Source organism: Pseudomonas sp. (genome assembly GCF_049301935.1).
Taxonomy (GTDB): Bacteria; Pseudomonadota; Gammaproteobacteria; order Pseudomonadales; family Pseudomonadaceae; genus Aquipseudomonas.
Genome location: NZ_JBAQLP010000074.1, coordinates 1 through 16,319 on the forward strand (window position 1 = coordinate 1; position 16,319 = coordinate 16,319).

Below are 16,319 nucleotides of genomic sequence, written 5' to 3' on the forward strand. Positions count from 1 at the left end.
AGGTGTACAGCGGGTCGATGATAAAGATGCTCGACCAGGCGGTGGGGATCGGCGTCAGCGGCCAGAGCAGCTGGGTGCCGTAGCTGGTAAAGCTGTCGAGCAGCGGATGGGTAATCAGCACCAGCCATAGGGTGATAAATAGCCGCTGCGATGAATAGCCGGGGTTATGCCTGAATCGTCGGGTCAGCCAGGTCAGCAGCAGCGCCAGCCCGCTGAGGACAAACAGCGAGTGGCTGAAGCCGCGGTGATAAGTCATATCGGCCACGGCGTCGCCGTAATCGATGACCACATCAAGATCCGGCAAGGTGCCGAGCATGGCCCCGTACAACAGCGCCTTGCGCCCCTGCCAGCGACCGAGCAGCGCGCCCTGAATACTGGCGCCAAGCACCGCCTGGGTTATCGAGTCCATGACTGATCTCTGAATTAAACAGGCGGCTAAATTAGCCGAACACCCAGGTTTTGGCAGCGGTTAATGTTCAAGCAAAGGTTTCAATACATGACGTCCGTTCGCGCTCTAAGAATGCCCAGGCCGGTGCGAGTGGCCTGGGCATCTTGGCAACAGCCTGCTAGAGCTTGAAGAAGCTGACCTTGTCAGTCAGGCGATTGGCCAGGGTCGCCAGTTCGCGGCTGGAGGAGGCCACTTGCGCGGAGCCGGCCGATGTTTCCAGGGTGGCGCTGTGGATGCGGTTGATGTTCTGGTTGACCTCTTCGGCCACCGCGCTCTGCTCTTCCGAGGCGCTGGCGATCTGCGCATTCATCTCGTTGATGGCGGTGACTTCGCTGCGAATCTTGTTCAGCGCCGTTTCCGCCTGGCCGGTTTGCTCGACTGTCTGCTGGGCCAGCTGACGGCTGTTGCGCATCACGTCGGCGGCTTTGCCGGCACCTTCTTGCAGTTTGCCGATCATGCCGCGAATTTCCCGGGTGGAGTCCTGGGTACGGGTGGCCAATGAGCGTACCTCGTCGGCTACCACCGCAAAACCGCGACCATGCTCGCCGGCGCGTGCGGCTTCGATGGCGGCATTAAGCGCGAGCAGGTTGGTCTGTTCGGCAATCGAGGTAATTACCTCGATGATTTTCTCGATGCTCTCGCTGTCGGTGGACACCTGCTGCACGCTCTCGGCGGCGCTTTCCAGGGTGCGCGCCAGGTTCTGGATGGCGCTGGCGGTAGCGCTGACCACTTGATTGCCGGTGGCCACTTCGCTGTCGGCGTTGCGGGTGGCGGAAGCTGCGCTGGCCGCGTAGTTGGCCACCTCATTGACGGTGGCGGCCATCTGGTTGATGGCGGTGGCCATTTGTTCGGCCTCGCTCGATTGCAGGCGGATCTGCTGGTTGTTGCTGTCGGAGGTGGTCAGCAGCTGGTCTGAAGCCAGGGTCAGCTCACCAGCGGCACTGCGCACCTGGGCGATGGTCTCGGCCAGGTGTTTGACCATGTTCTGCAGATCGCCCATCACGCTGTTCGGGTAGCGGGTCTGGATACGCTGGTTAAGTTCGCCATCGGCCAGGCGCTGGATGACTTCGGCGACTTCCTGGGGTTCAGCGCCGAGGGTGGATTTCAGCTTATTGATGATGATCAGTGACACACCAATGCTCAGCAGCACGGCCGCTGCGGTGACCAGCAGAATCAGCAGGCGAAAGCCGTCAGCGGCTTCGCGCACCGCGCTAATATCCTGGCCGACACCTTGTTCCTCATGGTCGATAAAGGCGTTGATGCGCTTGAGCCATTCGCCATAGGCCGGCGACGCTTGCTCCATCAGCAGGGTTTTGGCCGCGTCCGTATCACCCTGGCGGCGCAGGTTGATCAGCTGTTCGGTCAAGCTCAGGGTGCTGCGTTCGATAGTCTGAATATCGCTCAACAGGCGCTGCTCGGTGGCCGTGGGCGCTTGCTCGCGCAGCAGGCTGTCCATGGCCTGGGCCGACTCTTGATAGAAGTCCTTGAGCCGCTGAATCTCTGTCAGTTGGCGGTTCAGCGCCGCATCGTTATCCACCAGTACCGCATCGCGAATGGCGATGGCGCGATCATGCACGCTGCCACGGAAGTTGATGGCATAGCGCTGCTTGAGTGAGGCCCCCTCACTGACTGCAGTCAGGGTATCGTCGATAAAACCAACGCGCTGCACGCCGATCAGGGTAATCAGGATCATCAGTGACAAAATCAGCCCAAATCCAAGGCCCAAACGTTGTGCGATGCTCAGTTGTGATTGCATGAAACCAACTCCTCTTGCCCCATGGGGCTGCGACTGCTTGCTGCGTTTGCAGGGAGTCTCAGCAGGGGTTGAGTACTCTCTTGGGAAAATCTTATACATTAATAATGTTTTGTACAATTTATTTTGAGGTTTGCCTTGGTGTTTGCTGGCCGGTATCCGCACCGCGCAGGCGTCCATAAAATGCTTGAAGCGCTCGAAGTAACTGGCTTATTGCTGTGATAAGCAAGATGCCGGCCTGTTGCGTTGAAGCGGACATGATGGGTTGGTTTATACAATTACTGTACAAGATGGCGAAGAAGGTTGGGCCTTGCGCCGCCACACGCAGGCGAACGGCCTGTTAAACAAACCTTTGGGGTCTATTGCCGCAGTGGCTTGCGCTGCCTCGCGTGCAGTTAACTGGGTTGCTGCTTGATGTGACGCTATTGAGTCCCCATCTACTGCTGCAGGCGTTTAAGCCGCTGACTGCCAATCTCGCCGCCCGGGTGTTGTGTTGGCTGAGTTGGCGGGTAAAACGCCGCAATCGCCTCCTTATTAACGGGCGTCAGCGCCCCAGTGAGCCTGCATGCTTTCGATCCTGTCTTCCCGTCAGCGCAACGCCTTGCGCATGGCCTGGCGCTTTATCGCGCCGTATCGCGCTCGCGTGTTTGGGGCCTTGCTGGCGCTGATGTTTACCGCGGCCATCACCCTGTCCATGGGCCAGGGCATCAAGCTGCTGGTCGATCAGGGCCTGGCGACTCAATCGCCGGCGGCGCTGCAGCAGTCCATCGGGTTGTTTTTCGTACTGGTACTGGCACTGGCCATCGGCACCTTTACCCGGTTCTATCTGGTGTCGTGGATTGGCGAGCGCTTTGTCGCCGATATCCGCAAGCGCGTGTTCAACCACCTGATCGAACTGCATCCGGGCTTTTATGAGAGCAACCGCAGCTCGGAAATCCAGTCGCGCCTGACCGCCGACACCACGCTGCTGCAATCGGTGATCGGCTCGTCGTTGTCGATGGCGCTGCGCAACCTGATCATGCTGGTGGGCGGCAGCGTGTTGCTGGTGGTGACCAACGCCAAGCTCAGCGGCATCGTGCTGCTGGCGTTGCCGCTGGTGGTGGCGCCAATTCTGATCTTCGGCCGCCGCGTGCGCGCGCTGTCACGGCAGAGTCAGGATCGGGTGGCGGATGTCGGCAGCTATGTCGGCGAGGTGCTGGGGCAGATCAAGACCGTACAGGCCTACAACCATCAGAACGAGGACAAGCGCCGTTTTGGCCTGTCTGCGGAGGCGGCCTTCGATACCGCACGCCAGCGTATCGCTCAGCGTGCCTGGCTGATCACCGTGGTGATCGTGCTGGTGCTCGGCGCGGTCGGGGTGATGCTCTGGGTCGGCGGCATGGACGTGATCGCCGGGCGGATTTCCGGCGGTGAACTGGCCGCTTTCGTGTTCTACAGCCTGATTGTCGGCTCGGCCTTTGGCACCCTGAGTGAGGTGATCGGCGAGCTGCAACGTGCCGCCGGCGCTGCCGAGCGTATCGCCGAGCTGTTGCAGGCGCGCAATGAAATCACCCCGCCGACTACGGATGCCTTGCATCTGCCCCAGCCGGTGCAGGGCCGCATCGAGCTGCAAGGGCTGCGTTTTGCTTACCCATCGCGCCCCGCTAGTTTTGCTGTGGATGGTATTGATCTACAGGTTGCAGCAGGGGAGACCCTGGCGCTGGTCGGGCCGTCTGGCGCAGGTAAATCGACGCTGTTTGATCTGCTGCTGCGTTTTTTCGACCCGCAGCAGGGCCGCATCCTGATCGATGGTGTGGCGATCCAGCAGCTTGATCCGCGTGAGCTGCGCAGCAGCTTTGCGTTGGTGTCGCAGAACCCGGCGCTGTTCTTTGGCTCGGTGGCAGACAATATCCGCTACGGCAAAACCACTGCCAGCCGGGCCGAGGTCGAGGCGGCCGCGAAGGCCGCGCATGCCCACGAATTTATTATGAAACTGCCGGATGGTTACCAGACTCATCTGGGCGATGCCGGCTTGGGGCTGTCCGGTGGTCAGCGTCAGCGTCTGGCGATTGCCCGCGCGCTGCTGGTGGATGCACCGATTCTGCTGCTGGATGAGGCCACCAGCGCGCTGGATGCCGAAAGCGAGCATCTGATTCAGCAAGCGCTGCCACCGCTGATGGCGGGGCGCACCACCCTGGTAATCGCTCATCGCCTGGCCACGGTAAAAAGCGCCGACCGCATTGCGGTGATCGAGCACGGCAAACTGGCCGCCATCGGCACCCACAGCGAGCTGGTCAACAGCAGCCCGCTGTATGCGCGGTTGGCCGAACTGCAGTTCAGTAGCGAGGCCGAAACCGCAGTTTAAAGCGGCTTGGCTTTGGGCCGGATGGTTGCCGCTGCACCGGCTGAGGCGAGGATGATCGCGCTGATCGCCAGCCACTGGCTGAGGGTCAGGCGCTCGCTCAGCAGCAGCAGGCCAGAGAGCGCGGCAATCGCCGGTTCCATACTCATCAGAATACTGAAGGTGCGCGCGGGCAGGCGGGTCAGGGCGACCATTTCCAGGCTGTAGGGCAGGGCCGAGGACAGCACGGCTACGCCGAGGGCGATGGGCAGCAGGTCCACTGAAAACAGACCGCTACCGGCTTGCCACAGGCCAATCGGGAACACCAGCAGGGCTGCGACTATGGTGCCCAGAGCCACGGTCTGTTTGCCGTGCTCGGCCCCGGCTTTCTGGCCGAAGACGATATACAGCGCCCAGCACAGACCAGCGGCCAGGGCCAGGGCTATGCCCGTTGGGTCCAGCGGTACATCGCTTTGCCCGGTGGGTAACAGCAGCCAGAGGCCGAAAACGGCCAGGGCAATCCAGGTGAAATCCAGCAAACGTCGCGATGACAGCAGGGCCAAGCCCAGTGGCCCGGTAAATTCCAGGGCCACGGCAATGCCCAGGGGAATGGTTTTCAGCGAGAGGTAGAACAGCAGGTTCATACTGCCCAGCGACAGCCCATAAGCCAGCAACGAGCGGCAGGACTGCAGCGTCAACTTGGCCTGCCAGGGGCGCATTAGAATGCACAGAATCAGCGCGCCGAGGCTTAAACGCAGGGCCGTGGTGCCGCTGGCGCCAATTTCCGGAAACAGCCCCTTGGCCAGGGACGCGCCGCTCTGGATCGAGGTCATGGCGATCAGCAGCAATAGGATCGGCAGGACCACCAGGGAGAATTGCGTTGAGCGCGGCATGGGTTGTTCCTTGACGTTGTATCCGTTAGCCAAAGGCTGTGTGCCTGTTAACAGTTATATGTGATTGACAGGCTGGCGTTGAGCGCAGCAGGCAAACTGCTGGCCTGGACCCAAGGTTGGCTGAGAATCAGCCAGCAACAACGCAAACGCCCCGATTCAATCGGGGCGTTTGTTGTGGTTTACCTTAGTACAGAGCGGTTTTATTCGGTCTGCAAAGCAGGCATTCACCGCTACGTCAATCAGTCGTCGCTGCCCATGATGCCGAAAATCTGCAACAGGCTGACGAACAGGTTGTAGATCGATACATACAGGCTGATGGTGGCCATGATGTAGTTGCGCTCACCGCCATGGATGATCGCGCTGGTCTGGAACAGGATGCAGGCCGAGGAGAACAGCACAAAACCTGCGCTGATCGCCAGTTGCAGGCCGCTGATCTGGAAGAAGAAGCCGGCAACCATTGCGCCCAGCAGAACAAAGAAACCTGCAGTGATAAAGCCACTGAGGAAGCTCATGTCCTTGCGGGTGGTCAGCACGTAAGCCGACAGGCCGCAGAATACCAGGGCCGTCATGGCGAAAGCCGAGCTGACAACTTCAGCGCCATTAGCCATGCCCATGTAGCGATTGAGGATAGGACCCAGGGTGTAGCCCATAAAGCCAGTCAGGGCGAGGGTCGAAACCAGGCCCCAGGCCGAATTACGCAGTTTGGCGGTGAGGAAGAACAGGCCGTAAAAGCCGATCAGCACCACGAAGATATTCGGGTAAGGCACATTGGCGCGCTGCGCGATGTACGCCACCAGGCCGCTGAAGGCCAGGGTAATGGCCAGCAGGCCATAAGTGTTGCGCAGGACGCGGCTGACTTCTTGCTGCTCAACCTGCGTGTGGTCAAGTGCGTAATTGTGTTCGTTCATGGCGACACTCCTGAAATGGCTGATGGTTCCGTGACCAAGGTCAGGCCCGATCATAACAGAGGCAGATAAAGAGCCAATACGCAGAGTTTGACAGCGTGTTGCGTTCGGGTAAGATTGCCGCCCGCAAACGCCGGAAGCGTGGCAGAGCGGTTGAATGCAACGGTCTTGAAAACCGTCGAAGGGGAAACTCTTCCGTGAGTTCGAATCTCACCGCTTCCGCCAAATTCCTCCGGCCGTCAGCCTTGCGCAGCTTTATTGACGCTTGCGTTTTGACGGTTATGCGCCAAGCTGGGATTTACCAATCTCCAGCCGTCCAACCCAACCAGCCGCTCTTGGCGACTGATGCAAACCGGGGTGTCGCTTGATCAGGGTGCTAGTTGTTGATGACCACGACCTGGTACGTACCGGCATCACCCGCATGCTGGCTGACATTGACGGCTTGCATGTAGTGGGTCAAGCCGAGTCTGGCGAAGAATCCTTGAAAAAAGCCCGCGAGCTGAAGCCCGATGTTGTCCTGATGGACATCAAGATGCCGGGCATCGGCGGCCTCGAAGCCACGCGCAAACTGATTCGCAGCCATCCCGACCTTAAAGTCGTCGCAGTAACCGTGTGCGAAGAAGACCCGTTCCCCACGCGTCTGCTGCAGGCCGGTGCCGCCGGTTACCTGACCAAGGGCGCCGCGCTGGAAGAAATGGTTCAGGCCATCCGCATGGTGTTCAACGGCCAGCGCTATATCAGCCCGCAGATTGCTCAACAGCTGGCACTCAAGTCGTTTCAGCCACAAAACAACAATTCGCCTTTCGACCTGTTGTCCGAGCGTGAAATCCAGATCGCCCTGATGATCGCCGGTTGCCAGAAGGTTCAGGCCATCTCTGACAAGCTTTGCCTGTCGCCGAAAACCGTGAACACCTACCGCTACCGCATCTTCGAAAAGCTGTCGATCACCAGCGATGTCGAGCTGGCCCTGCTGGCCGTGCGCCACGGCATGATTGATGCCAGCAGCTGACGACAGCCGCGCCGCCTTCGATTCCAGCGCGTTTCTCTCCACCTGCAGCGCTCGCCCTGGCGTGTACCGCATGTTCGATGTGGACGCCAAACTGCTCTATGTCGGTAAAGCCAAAAACCTGAAAAAGCGCCTGGCCAGCTACTTCCGCCAGAGCGGCTTAGCGCCTAAGACCGCCGCGCTGGTGGGCCGCATCGCGCAGATCGAAACCACCATCACCGCCAACGAGACCGAAGCCCTGCTGCTTGAGCAGACGCTGATCAAGGAATGGCGCCCGCCCTACAATATTCTGCTGCGCGACGATAAGTCCTATCCCTATGTGTTTCTCTCCGACGGCGACTTCCCGCGGCTGAGCATCCACCGTGGCGCGAAAAAGCAGAAGGGCCGGTACTTCGGCCCCTATCCCAGCGCCGGGGCCATCCGCGAAAGCCTCAACCTGCTGCAGAAGACCTTTCTGGTGCGCCAGTGCGAGGACAGCTTCTACAAGAACCGCACGCGGCCCTGCCTGCAGTACCAGATCAAACGCTGCAAAGGCCCCTGCGTCGGCCTGGTAGAGCCCGCCGAATATGCCGATGACGTACGTCACTCGGTGATGTTTCTTGAGGGGCGTAGTAATGCCCTGACCGACGAGTTGTCCAGCGGTATGCGGGCTGCCGCCATGGCCCTCGACTTCGAGCGCGCCGCCGGGTTGCGTGATCAGATATCGCTGCTGCGCCGGGTGCAGGATCAGCAGAGCATGGAAGGCGGCACCGGTGATGTGGACGTGGTCGCTGCCATGGTCAACCCGGGCGGCGCGTGCGTGCATTTGATCAGCGTGCGCGGCGGTCGGGTGCTGGGCAGCAAAAACTTCTTCCCGCAGGTGGCAATTGAAGAGGAGGGCAGTGGCGTACTGCTGGCCTTCCTTGCGCAGTATTACCTGAGCAGCCAGGAGCGCGACCTGCCGAGCGAGCTGATCGTCAATGCGCAGCACGAGGACTTCCCCACACTGATCGCCGCCATCGATGAGCTGCGTGGCCGCGAACTGAGCATCAGCTACCGTGTGCGTGGCACCCGCGCGCGCTGGCAGCAGCTTGCCGTGACCAATGCCGAGCAGGCCCTGGCGGCGCGCCTGGCCAACCGCCAGCACGTTGCCGCCCGCTTCGATGCTCTCGCCCAGGCGCTGGATATGGATGAAGTGCCGCAGCGTCTGGAATGCTTCGACATCAGCCATTCCAGCGGCGAAGCCACCGTTGCCTCCTGCGTGGTGTTCGGCCCGGAAGGCCCGCTGAAATCCGATTACCGCCGCTACAACATCGAGGGCGTAACGCCCGGCGACGATTACGCCGCCATGCACCAGGCGCTGACCCGACGCTTCAGCAAGATTAAGGATGGCGAAGGCAAGCTGCCGGACATCCTTCTGGTCGACGGCGGTAAAGGCCAACTGGCTATGGCCCGCGAGGTGCTTGAAGAGCTGGCGGTACCTGATCTGATCCTGCTCGGCGTAGCCAAGGGTGCCACCCGCAAGCCGGGCCTGGAAACCCTGTACCTGAATGACGCTGCCCACGAATTCACCCTGCCGGGCAATTCGCCTGCGCTGCATTTAATTCAGCAGATCCGCGATGAGTCGCACCGTTTTGCCATCACGGGACACCGCGCCCGTCGCGGCAAAACCCGGCGTACCTCGACCCTTGAGGAGGTTGCCGGCGTAGGGCCAAAACGTCGGCGCGAGCTGCTCAATCACTTCGGTGGGTTGCAGGAGTTGTCCCGCGCCAGCATCGAAGAAATCGCCAAAGCCCCTGGAATCAGTAAAAAACTCGCCGAGTTGATTTATGCGGCCCTGCACAGTGAGTAGAATGCCGGTTCTCTTTACCGCCAAGTTGTGTCAATGAATATCCCCAACCTGCTTACCGTACTCCGTGTATTGCTGATACCGGTGTTTATTCTGCTGTTCTACCTGCCCTTCAGCTGGAGCTATTGGGCCGCCAGCGCGGTGTTTTCAGTCGCTGCGGCAACCGACTGGCTGGATGGTTATCTGGCCCGCCGCTGGGAGCAGAGCACACCTTTTGGCGCCTTCCTCGACCCGGTGGCCGACAAGCTGATGGTGGCGGTTGCCCTGGTATTGCTGGTGGCTGAGCATGCCAATCTCTGGCTGACCCTGGCCGCAGCGATCATCATCGGTCGCGAAATCGTGGTGTCGGCATTGCGTGAATGGATGGCAGAGCTGGGCGCCCGCGCGCATGTTGCCGTATCCAATTTGGCCAAGTGGAAAACTGCCGCACAGATGGTGGCCCTGGTGATTTTGTTGGCCAATCCGCCGACCTTTACTGCCTGGGTTGTGCTCGGTTACGCGCTGTTGATCATTGCTGCCGTGCTGACCCTGTGGTCGATGGCGCAGTACCTGCTGGCCGCATGGCCACACCTGCGAATTACCTCGGAAAAGAAATAAGCTTTTTTGAATCAAGGGGTTGACGGGCCGTTCTGAAGCTATAGAATGGCGCCCGTCAACACGACAAGCGGGAATAGCTCAGTTGGTAGAGCACGACCTTGCCAAGGTCGGGGTCGCGAGTTCGAGTCTCGTTTCCCGCTCCAGATTTCAACGGGCCGTTTACACGGTCCGTTTAGTTTCAAGGCTGAGTAGCAGAGTGGTTATGCACCGGATTGCAAATCCGTGAACGCCGGTTCGATTCCGACCTCAGCCTCCAATTAGAAAGGCCTCGTAGATCACTGATTTACGAGGCTTTTTCATTTAAGCTTGAAACCTTGCGAGGCATCCAAGGGCTGTATATAGTCCAAACCTCGCAACGCAGCGCTACCGCCCGAATGGCGAAATCGGTAGACGCAAGGGACTTAAAATCCCTCGGGGGTAACCCCGTGCCGGTTCGATTCCGGCTTCGGGCACCATTGACATGATTTCAGATGTTCCCCAATGACCCTGAAACCCACTAAAACCGGCCTTTGAAGTCGGTTTTTTTGTGCCTGTGATTTGTACACCTGAAATTATTAGGCGCTGTTATCCGAGCGCCTTACTCATGTCATACGCCTGCCATCTGCTTTAGCTGCAATCGCGCTAACTCAGTGAGGAGTGCAGGCGATGCGGATTTGTGTGATTGGCGCAGGTTATGTGGGGCTGGTATCGGCGGCCTGTTTTGCCGAGATGGGCAATCGGGTTGTTTGCGTTGAGCGTGATGCGCAGCGCGTGGCGCGGCTTGCCCGTGGTCAGTCGCCGATTTACGAGCCTGGGCTGGAAGCCATGCTGCAGGCTCATTTGAGCAGCGGCCAACTGAGCTTTAGTCAGCACCTACATGAAGGCATCAAGCAGGCCGAGATCATCTTTATCGCCGTGGGTACGCCGAGCGGGGAAGACGGCTCGGCGGATTTGTCGCATGTACTGGGCGTGGCCGATGAGCTGGGCGAGCTGCTTGCGCAGCGCTGCGTGGTGGTGAATAAATCAACGGTGCCGGTGGGCACGGCAGAGCGTGTGGCCCAGCGCATCAACAGTCGCTTGGGCAAACGCGGCAAGCGCTTTACGGTGACGCTGGCGAGCAACCCGGAATTTCTCAAGGAAGGCTCGGCGATTGATGACTTTATGCGGCCGGACCGGGTGATTGTCGGTTGCGATGACCCGCATGGGCATGAGCTGTTGCGCCGACTGTATGCGCCGTTTCTGCGCAATCATGAGCGTTTGTTATGCATGGGCCTGCGGGCGGCCGAGTTCAGCAAATATGCCGCCAACGCCTTTCTGGCCACCAAGATTTCCTTTATCAATGAAATGGCCAGCCTGTGCGCGCGCCTGCATGTGGATATCGAGGATGTACGCCGCGGCATCGGCAGCGATAAACGCATTGGCACGCACTTTATCTACGCCGGTTGCGGCTATGGCGGCTCGTGTTTTCCCAAGGATGTACGGGCGCTGATTCGCTGCGCCGAGCAGGAGGGCATTGAACCCGGCATCCTGCGCGCAGTCGAAGCCCGTAACGCGCTGCAGAAAACCCTGTTATTCCAGGCGCTGCGTGAGCATTTTTCTGGCTATTGGCAAGGGCGAGTGGTGGCGTTGTGGGGACTGGCTTTTAAACCAGGCACCGATGATCTGCGCGAAGCCCCCAGTCTGGTTCTACTGGATGCCCTATTGGCAGCCGGTGTCACAGTCCAGGCGTGCGACCCGGTCGCCACGACGGCTCTGGCAGAGCGCTACGGCCAGGCGATCAGCAGCGGCCAACTAGGCTTGAGTACCTCGCCTTACAGCGTTGTTGAAGGCGCGGATGCGCTGGTGTTGGTCACCGAGTGGAAGCAGTTCCGTCAGCCCGATTTTGCGCGCATTCGTGGTTTGATGCGCATGCCCGTGCTGTTTGATGGGCGCAATATCTACGATGCCGCGCAGTTGGCTGAACTGGGTTTTCTCTACCGAGGCATTGGCCGGCCCACGCAGGGGCATTGTAAGGCCAGTGCAGCCTGATAAACTGCGCACGCGATTTTTACCCCATCTTCCCAAGGTTTCCCATGATCAAGAAATGCTTGTTCCCAGCAGCCGGTTACGGCACCCGCTTTCTGCCAGCCACCAAGGCCATGCCCAAGGAAATGCTGCCGATCGTGAACAAGCCGCTGATCCAGTACGGCGTCGAAGAGGCGCTGGAAGCCGGGTTGACGGAAATTGCCATGATCACCGGGCGCGGCAAGCGCGCGCTGGAAGATCACTTCGACATCAGTTACGAGCTTGAGCACCAGATCCGCGACACCGACAAGGAAAAGTACCTGGTCGGCATCCGTCGCCTGATCGACGAGTGCAGCTTCTCCTACACCCGCCAGGTGGAAATGAAGGGGCTGGGTCACGCGATTCTCTGTGGTCGCCCACTGATTGGTGATGAACCCTTCGCGGTGGTGCTGGCCGATGACCTGTGCCTGAACCTGGACGGCGACGCGGTACTGACGCAGATGGTCAAGCTGTACAACCAGTTCCGCTGCTCGATCGTAGCCATCCAGGAAGTGCCGCCAGAAGAGACTCATAAATATGGTGTGATCTCTGGCGAGATGATTCGTGATGACATCTACCGGGTCAACAGCATGGTCGAAAAGCCCAAGCCGGAAGATGCACCGTCGAACCTGGCGATCATCGGCCGCTATATCCTCACTCCGGACATCTTCGAGCTGATTGAGCAGACCGAGCCCGGCAAAGGTGGGGAAATCCAGATCACCGACGCGCTGATGAAACAGGCGCAGAACGGCTGCGTGATGGCCTATAAGTTCAAGGGCAAGCGCTTCGATTGCGGCGGCGCCGAAGGCTATATCGAGGCCACCAACTTCTGCTTCGAGAACCTCTACAAAACCGGTAAGGCCTATTGATTCGGTTTCTGGTGCGGTAATACACAGCCACCTTCGGGTGGCTGTGTGCATTCAGGGCAAGGGCATCTGCTCAGCGCCAGGCCCTAACGGCTGGCCAAAGCTGAACTCCACATAGTTGCCGGCCGGGTCACGCAGGCCGCAGTAGTAGCCAACAGGATAGGACTCATCACGCGGTTCCCAGACCAGGCAGCCTGCAGCCCTGGCCTGCGCTGCAATGCGGTCGACCTGCTCGCGACTCTCCAGGGCAAAGCCAAAGTGGCTGTAGTCATCCACCGCCAGTTGCCGATCCTTGCCGCCGGGCATGATCACAAAAATAAAGCTGTGTTCCTTGCCGGGCTCGGCCATCCAGACAATCTTTGAACCTTTGCCGGCGCGCTGGTGAATCACCCGCATTGCACAGAATTGCTCATAAAAGGCTACACATGCCTCTAGATCAGGGACGTGCAAGGCCAGATGAGTAAGAGTAGGGCGCATCACTGTTCTCCTGTTCCGCGTGCTTCAAGCTTAGCCACTGGCGTGCCTTGGGGTATGCTGGCGGCCTGTTCTGGAGGCTGAAATGACCTACGACTTCGACCTGTTTGTGATCGGCGCCGGCTCCGGCGGTGTACGGGCTGCGCGCTTTGCTGCGGGTTACGGTGCCCGTGTGGCGGTTGCCGAAAGCCGCTACCTGGGCGGCACTTGCGTCAACGTTGGCTGCGTACCAAAGAAACTGCTGGTTTATGGCGCACACTTCGCCGACGACTTCGAACAAGCGCAAGGCTTCGGCTGGTCGCTGGGCGAGGCCAGCTTCGACTGGTCGACCCTGATCAGCAATAAAAATCGCGAAATCGACCGACTCAACGGCATCTACCGCAACCTGCTGGTGGGCAGCGGGGTGACCTTGCTGGAAGGCCACGCGCGGATTGTTGATGAGCACAGCGTTGAGCTGGGCGGTAAACGTTATAGCGCCAAGCATATTCTGATAGCCACTGGCGGCTGGCCGCAAATCCCCGAAATTCCGGGGCATGAGCACGCCATCGGCTCGAACGAAGCCTTCTTCCTTGAGCAACTGCCCAAGCGAGTGCTTGTGGTGGGAGGCGGTTACATCGCCGTGGAGTTTGCCTCGATCTTTAACGGTCTTGGTGCGCAAACGTCACTGCTGTACCGCGGCGAGCTGTTCCTGCGCGGCTTTGATGGCGCGGTGCGCAGGCACCTGCAGGAAGAACTGAGCAAGCGCGGTGTGGATTTGCAGTTCAACAGCGATATCGCCCGCATCGACAAACAAGCCGATGGCAGCCTGCTAGCCACCCTCAAGGATGGTCGTACGCTTGAGGCCGACTGTATTTTCTACGCCACCGGGCGCCGGCCGATGCTGGATAACCTGGGCCTGGAAAATACCCATGTGCAACTCGATGAGCGCGGCTTTATCAAGGTTGACGAGCAGTACCAGACCAGCACGCCATCGATCCTCGCCATTGGTGATGTGATCGGCCGTGTACAGCTGACACCCGTCGCGCTGGCGGAGGGCATGGCGGTGGCCAGGCGTCTGTTCAAGCCAGAGCAATACCGCAAGGTCGACTACCGGATGATCCCGACTGCGGTATTCAGCCTGCCCAATATCGGTACGGTCGGGCTCAGTGAGGAGCAGGCGCAGGAGGAGGGCTACAGCGTCCAGGTTTTCGAAAGCCGCTTCCGGCCGATGAAACTGACCATGACCGAAAGTCAGGAACGCACCCTGATGAAACTGGTGGTGGACGCTGCCACCGACCGTGTGCTCGGCTGCCATATGGTCGGCCCGGACGCTGGCGAAATCGTGCAGGGGCTGGCCGTGGCGCTTAAAGCCGGCGCGACCAAGCAGCTATTTGATGAAACCATCGGCGTGCATCCAACCGCCGCCGAAGAGTTCGTCACCATGCGTACCCCCGTTTCGTCCTGAGGTCTGCATGACGCAGCTGTTCTATCTGGCCGACCTGTTCGGCGTCGCGGTATTCGCCATCACCGGTGCGCTGATGGCCGGGCGTAAGTCCATGGACCTGTTCGGCGTGCTGGTGATTGCCATCGTCACCGCACTGGGCGGCGGTACCTTGCGCGACGTGATTCTGGACAACCATCCGGTCAGCTGGATTCGCAACGACCTGTATATCGTCGTCGCCTCGCTGGCGGCGGTGGGCACGGTGGTCTGGGTGCGGCTGACCCAGCCAATTCACGAAAAGGGTTTGCTATTGGCGGATGCTTTCGGCCTGGCGGTATTTACCGTGATCGGCACCGAGGTCGCCATGCAACACAACGTGCCGCATAGCACGGCCGTCATCATGGGCGTGATGACCGGGGTTGCAGGCGGCGTGATGCGCGATGTGATCTGCAACGAAATTCCGCTGATCTTTCAAAAGGAAATTTACGCCACCGCCTGCATAGCCGGCGCAGTGGTGTTTATCGGCATGCGCGCGCTGGATACGCCGCATTGGCTGGATACCTGCGTGGCCATGCTCACCGTGTTGCTGATTCGCTTGGTCGCCATTCGCTGGCATGTGGCGTTGCCCAGTTTCCATCTGCTGGATCGGGACTGAACAGAAGTGCGCGCAGCGCACCCTGCGGCAGTCGGCCGTGTTCGCCACCCTTTATCTTTAGGCTCTAAAAACTGCCCACCTGCAACAGTTCGATCGGCTGGCCATTCTTGCTCAGGGTGCCGGGCAGGATAGCCGCCTGCCTCAGCACAGCTTCCAGTTGCACTGGGCTGGCGCTGGGGTTGCTGCCGAGATACAGCGCTGCAGCCCCAGCAGCATGGGGGGAGGCCATCGAGGTGCCGCTAAAGGTAGTGGAGCCGCCGCCTTTCTTGGTGGAAAGGATGCCAACGCCAGGCGCCCAGATATCCACGCAACTGCCGAAATTGCTGAACGAGGCCTCCTTGTTGGCACTGTCGGTGGCAGCAGTGGTCATCACGCCATTGTCGGTACCCGCACCGGCTCGGGCTGGCGAGCCAAGGCAGGCATCTTTGCCTTCATTGCCAGCGGCCACCGCGTAAAAAATTCCCGCTGCGGCCGACTTCTGTACCGCCTCATCCAATGCCTGGCTGGCGCCGCCACCCAGGCTCATATTGGCCACGGCTGGCAGTTGCGCATTGGCGGTGACCCAATCCACCCCTGCAATCACCCCGGAGGTGGTGCCGGAGCCGCTACAACCGAGTACTTTAACCCCCACCAGGCTGACGCCCGGTGCCACGCCGACCACATCCTGGCTGTTGTCCTTGGCCGCCACTGTGCCGGCCACATGGGTGCCATGGCCATGACAGTCCTTATTGACGCCACCGGCAAAGTTCACGTGCTTCAGGACAGCCAGGTCCTTGTGCGCCGTATCGATGCCGGTGTCGATGATATAGGCACGTACCCCGCTCACGCTGCCGCTGCCATTGCCCGCCAGGGTGCTGCTGATGTCCGCCTCGACCCGGTCGATACCCCAGGGCAATACCTGCGCCGCCGGGGCAGTGGAACTGCCACCCGGCTTGGCCTGCGCCTGCACCGGCCCCCCCAGCACAAACATCGGTAAATCTTGTTCGATATAGGCCACCCGCGTATCGGCGCGCAGAGCGCGTAGTTGCTTGGCATTCAACCGCGCCGAAAAGCCTTCGAGGGCCCGGCTGTAGACATGGCCGAGGCTGAAGCCATGACGCTTGGCCAAGGCCTGAGCAGCAGCACGCACGGC

General features: G+C 60.0%; 14 protein-coding genes, 4 tRNA genes and 1 pseudogene. 12 read left to right on the top strand and 7 right to left on the bottom strand.

The window, feature by feature from the left end:
- The 3 genes and pseudogenes from WA145_RS10790 to WA145_RS10800 form a co-directional block, all read right to left on the bottom strand.
- The coding region (locus tag WA145_RS10790) for a metal-dependent hydrolase (protein WP_422581581.1) at positions 1–409 on the bottom strand (409 nt) is incomplete at its 3' end.
- 157 nt (positions 410–566) lie between these two features.
- On the bottom strand, positions 567–1,448 hold the full coding sequence (locus WA145_RS10795; protein WP_422581594.1) for a methyl-accepting chemotaxis protein: 882 nt from the start codon (positions 1,446–1,448) through the stop codon (positions 567–569).
- A 240-nt stretch (positions 1,449–1,688) separates the two neighbouring features.
- A pseudogene (locus tag WA145_RS10800) lies at positions 1,689–2,381 on the bottom strand (MCP four helix bundle domain-containing protein); the annotation flags it as partial.
- A gap of 385 nt (positions 2,382–2,766) precedes the next feature.
- On the opposite strand from WA145_RS10800, the gene WA145_RS10805 reads away from it, so the two are divergent.
- Positions 2,767–4,545: an ABC transporter transmembrane domain-containing protein gene (locus tag WA145_RS10805; protein ID WP_422581582.1), complete on the top strand. Its 1,779-nt coding sequence runs from the start codon at positions 2,767–2,769 to the stop codon at positions 4,543–4,545.
- Here WA145_RS10805 and rhtA read toward each other — a convergent pair.
- Both rhtA and WA145_RS10815 read right to left on the bottom strand, forming a co-directional pair.
- Complete coding sequence (gene rhtA, locus WA145_RS10810; protein ID WP_422581583.1) at positions 4,542–5,414, bottom strand: threonine/homoserine exporter RhtA; 873 nt, start codon at positions 5,412–5,414, stop codon at positions 4,542–4,544. The two genes, WA145_RS10805 and rhtA, sit on opposite strands and share 4 nt — an antisense overlap.
- Before the next feature lie 239 nt (positions 5,415–5,653).
- Positions 5,654–6,322 (bottom strand): Bax inhibitor-1/YccA family protein, encoded by a 669-nt coding sequence (locus WA145_RS10815; protein WP_422581584.1) that lies wholly within the window; start codon positions 6,320–6,322, stop codon positions 5,654–5,656.
- Positions 6,323–6,454: 132 nt separating this feature from the next.
- On the opposite strand from WA145_RS10815, the gene WA145_RS10820 reads away from it, so the two are divergent.
- The 9 genes from WA145_RS10820 (at position 6,455) to galU (ending at position 12,641) form a co-directional block, all read left to right on the top strand.
- Positions 6,455–6,544, top strand: a tRNA-Ser gene (locus WA145_RS10820).
- A 139-nt stretch (positions 6,545–6,683) separates the two neighbouring features.
- Positions 6,684–7,328 (top strand): UvrY/SirA/GacA family response regulator transcription factor, encoded by a 645-nt coding sequence (gene uvrY, locus WA145_RS10825; RefSeq protein WP_422581585.1) that lies wholly within the window; start codon positions 6,684–6,686, stop codon positions 7,326–7,328.
- Positions 7,315–9,156 carry an excinuclease ABC subunit UvrC gene (uvrC, locus tag WA145_RS10830; protein WP_422581586.1) on the top strand — a complete coding sequence of 614 codons (1,842 nt, stop codon included), beginning with the start codon at positions 7,315–7,317 and terminating at the stop codon, positions 9,154–9,156. Before uvrY ends, uvrC begins: the two co-directional genes overlap by 14 nt.
- A gap of 33 nt (positions 9,157–9,189) precedes the next feature.
- A complete protein-coding gene (pgsA, locus tag WA145_RS10835; protein WP_422581587.1) occupies positions 9,190–9,750 on the top strand; it encodes a CDP-diacylglycerol--glycerol-3-phosphate 3-phosphatidyltransferase in 561 nt (186 codons plus the stop codon).
- 67 nt (positions 9,751–9,817) lie between these two features.
- Positions 9,818–9,893, top strand: a tRNA-Gly gene (locus WA145_RS10840).
- Positions 9,894–9,932: 39 nt separating this feature from the next.
- Positions 9,933–10,006, top strand: a tRNA-Cys gene (locus tag WA145_RS10845).
- 112 nt (positions 10,007–10,118) lie between these two features.
- Positions 10,119–10,205 (top strand) — tRNA-Leu (locus WA145_RS10850).
- 190 nt (positions 10,206–10,395) lie between these two features.
- Positions 10,396–11,757 carry a UDP-glucose dehydrogenase family protein gene (locus WA145_RS10855; protein WP_422581588.1) on the top strand — a complete coding sequence of 454 codons (1,362 nt, stop codon included), beginning with the start codon at positions 10,396–10,398 and terminating at the stop codon, positions 11,755–11,757.
- A gap of 44 nt (positions 11,758–11,801) precedes the next feature.
- On the top strand, positions 11,802–12,641 hold the full coding sequence (galU, locus tag WA145_RS10860) for a UTP--glucose-1-phosphate uridylyltransferase GalU (protein ID WP_422581589.1): 840 nt from the start codon (positions 11,802–11,804) through the stop codon (positions 12,639–12,641).
- A gap of 51 nt (positions 12,642–12,692) precedes the next feature.
- On the opposite strand, the gene WA145_RS10865 is transcribed toward galU, so the two are convergent.
- Positions 12,693–13,115 carry a VOC family protein gene (locus tag WA145_RS10865; RefSeq protein WP_422581590.1) on the bottom strand — a complete coding sequence of 141 codons (423 nt, stop codon included), beginning with the start codon at positions 13,113–13,115 and terminating at the stop codon, positions 12,693–12,695.
- An 82-nt stretch (positions 13,116–13,197) separates the two neighbouring features.
- Here WA145_RS10865 and gorA point away from each other — a divergent pair, with 82 nt between their 5' ends.
- Both gorA and WA145_RS10875 read left to right on the top strand, forming a co-directional pair.
- Positions 13,198–14,556, top strand: coding sequence for a glutathione-disulfide reductase (gene gorA, locus WA145_RS10870; RefSeq protein WP_422581591.1), 1,359 nt, complete (start codon positions 13,198–13,200; stop codon positions 14,554–14,556).
- Positions 14,557–14,563: 7 nt separating this feature from the next.
- Positions 14,564–15,187 (top strand): trimeric intracellular cation channel family protein, encoded by a 624-nt coding sequence (locus WA145_RS10875; RefSeq protein ID WP_422581592.1) that lies wholly within the window; start codon positions 14,564–14,566, stop codon positions 15,185–15,187.
- Positions 15,188–15,251: 64 nt separating this feature from the next.
- Here WA145_RS10875 and WA145_RS10880 read toward each other — a convergent pair.
- The coding region (locus WA145_RS10880; protein ID WP_422581593.1) for a S8 family peptidase at positions 15,252–16,319 on the bottom strand (1,068 nt) is incomplete at its 5' end.

Excerpts from the sequence above, each read along its gene's own strand:
- gorA (WP_422581591.1), top strand. The coding sequence starts at position 13,198 with ATGACCTACGACTTCGACCTGTTTGTGATCGGCGCCGGCTCCGGCGGT.
- WA145_RS10815 (WP_422581584.1), bottom strand. The coding sequence starts at position 6,322 with ATGAACGAACACAATTACGCACTTGACCACACGCAGGTTGAGCAGCAA.
- WA145_RS10795 (WP_422581594.1), bottom strand. The coding sequence starts at position 1,448 with ATGGGCGATCTGCAGAACATGGTCAAACACCTGGCCGAGACCATCGCC.
- pgsA (WP_422581587.1), top strand. The coding sequence starts at position 9,190 with ATGAATATCCCCAACCTGCTTACCGTACTCCGTGTATTGCTGATACCG.
- rhtA (WP_422581583.1), bottom strand. The coding sequence starts at position 5,414 with ATGCCGCGCTCAACGCAATTCTCCCTGGTGGTCCTGCCGATCCTATTG.
- WA145_RS10855 (WP_422581588.1), top strand. The coding sequence starts at position 10,396 with ATGCGGATTTGTGTGATTGGCGCAGGTTATGTGGGGCTGGTATCGGCG.
- WA145_RS10875 (WP_422581592.1), top strand. The coding sequence starts at position 14,564 with ATGACGCAGCTGTTCTATCTGGCCGACCTGTTCGGCGTCGCGGTATTC.
- WA145_RS10805 (WP_422581582.1), top strand. The coding sequence starts at position 2,767 with ATGCTTTCGATCCTGTCTTCCCGTCAGCGCAACGCCTTGCGCATGGCC.
- galU (WP_422581589.1), top strand. The coding sequence starts at position 11,802 with ATGATCAAGAAATGCTTGTTCCCAGCAGCCGGTTACGGCACCCGCTTT.
- WA145_RS10865 (WP_422581590.1), bottom strand. The coding sequence starts at position 13,115 with ATGCGCCCTACTCTTACTCATCTGGCCTTGCACGTCCCTGATCTAGAG.
- uvrC (WP_422581586.1), top strand. The coding sequence starts at position 7,315 with ATGCCAGCAGCTGACGACAGCCGCGCCGCCTTCGATTCCAGCGCGTTT.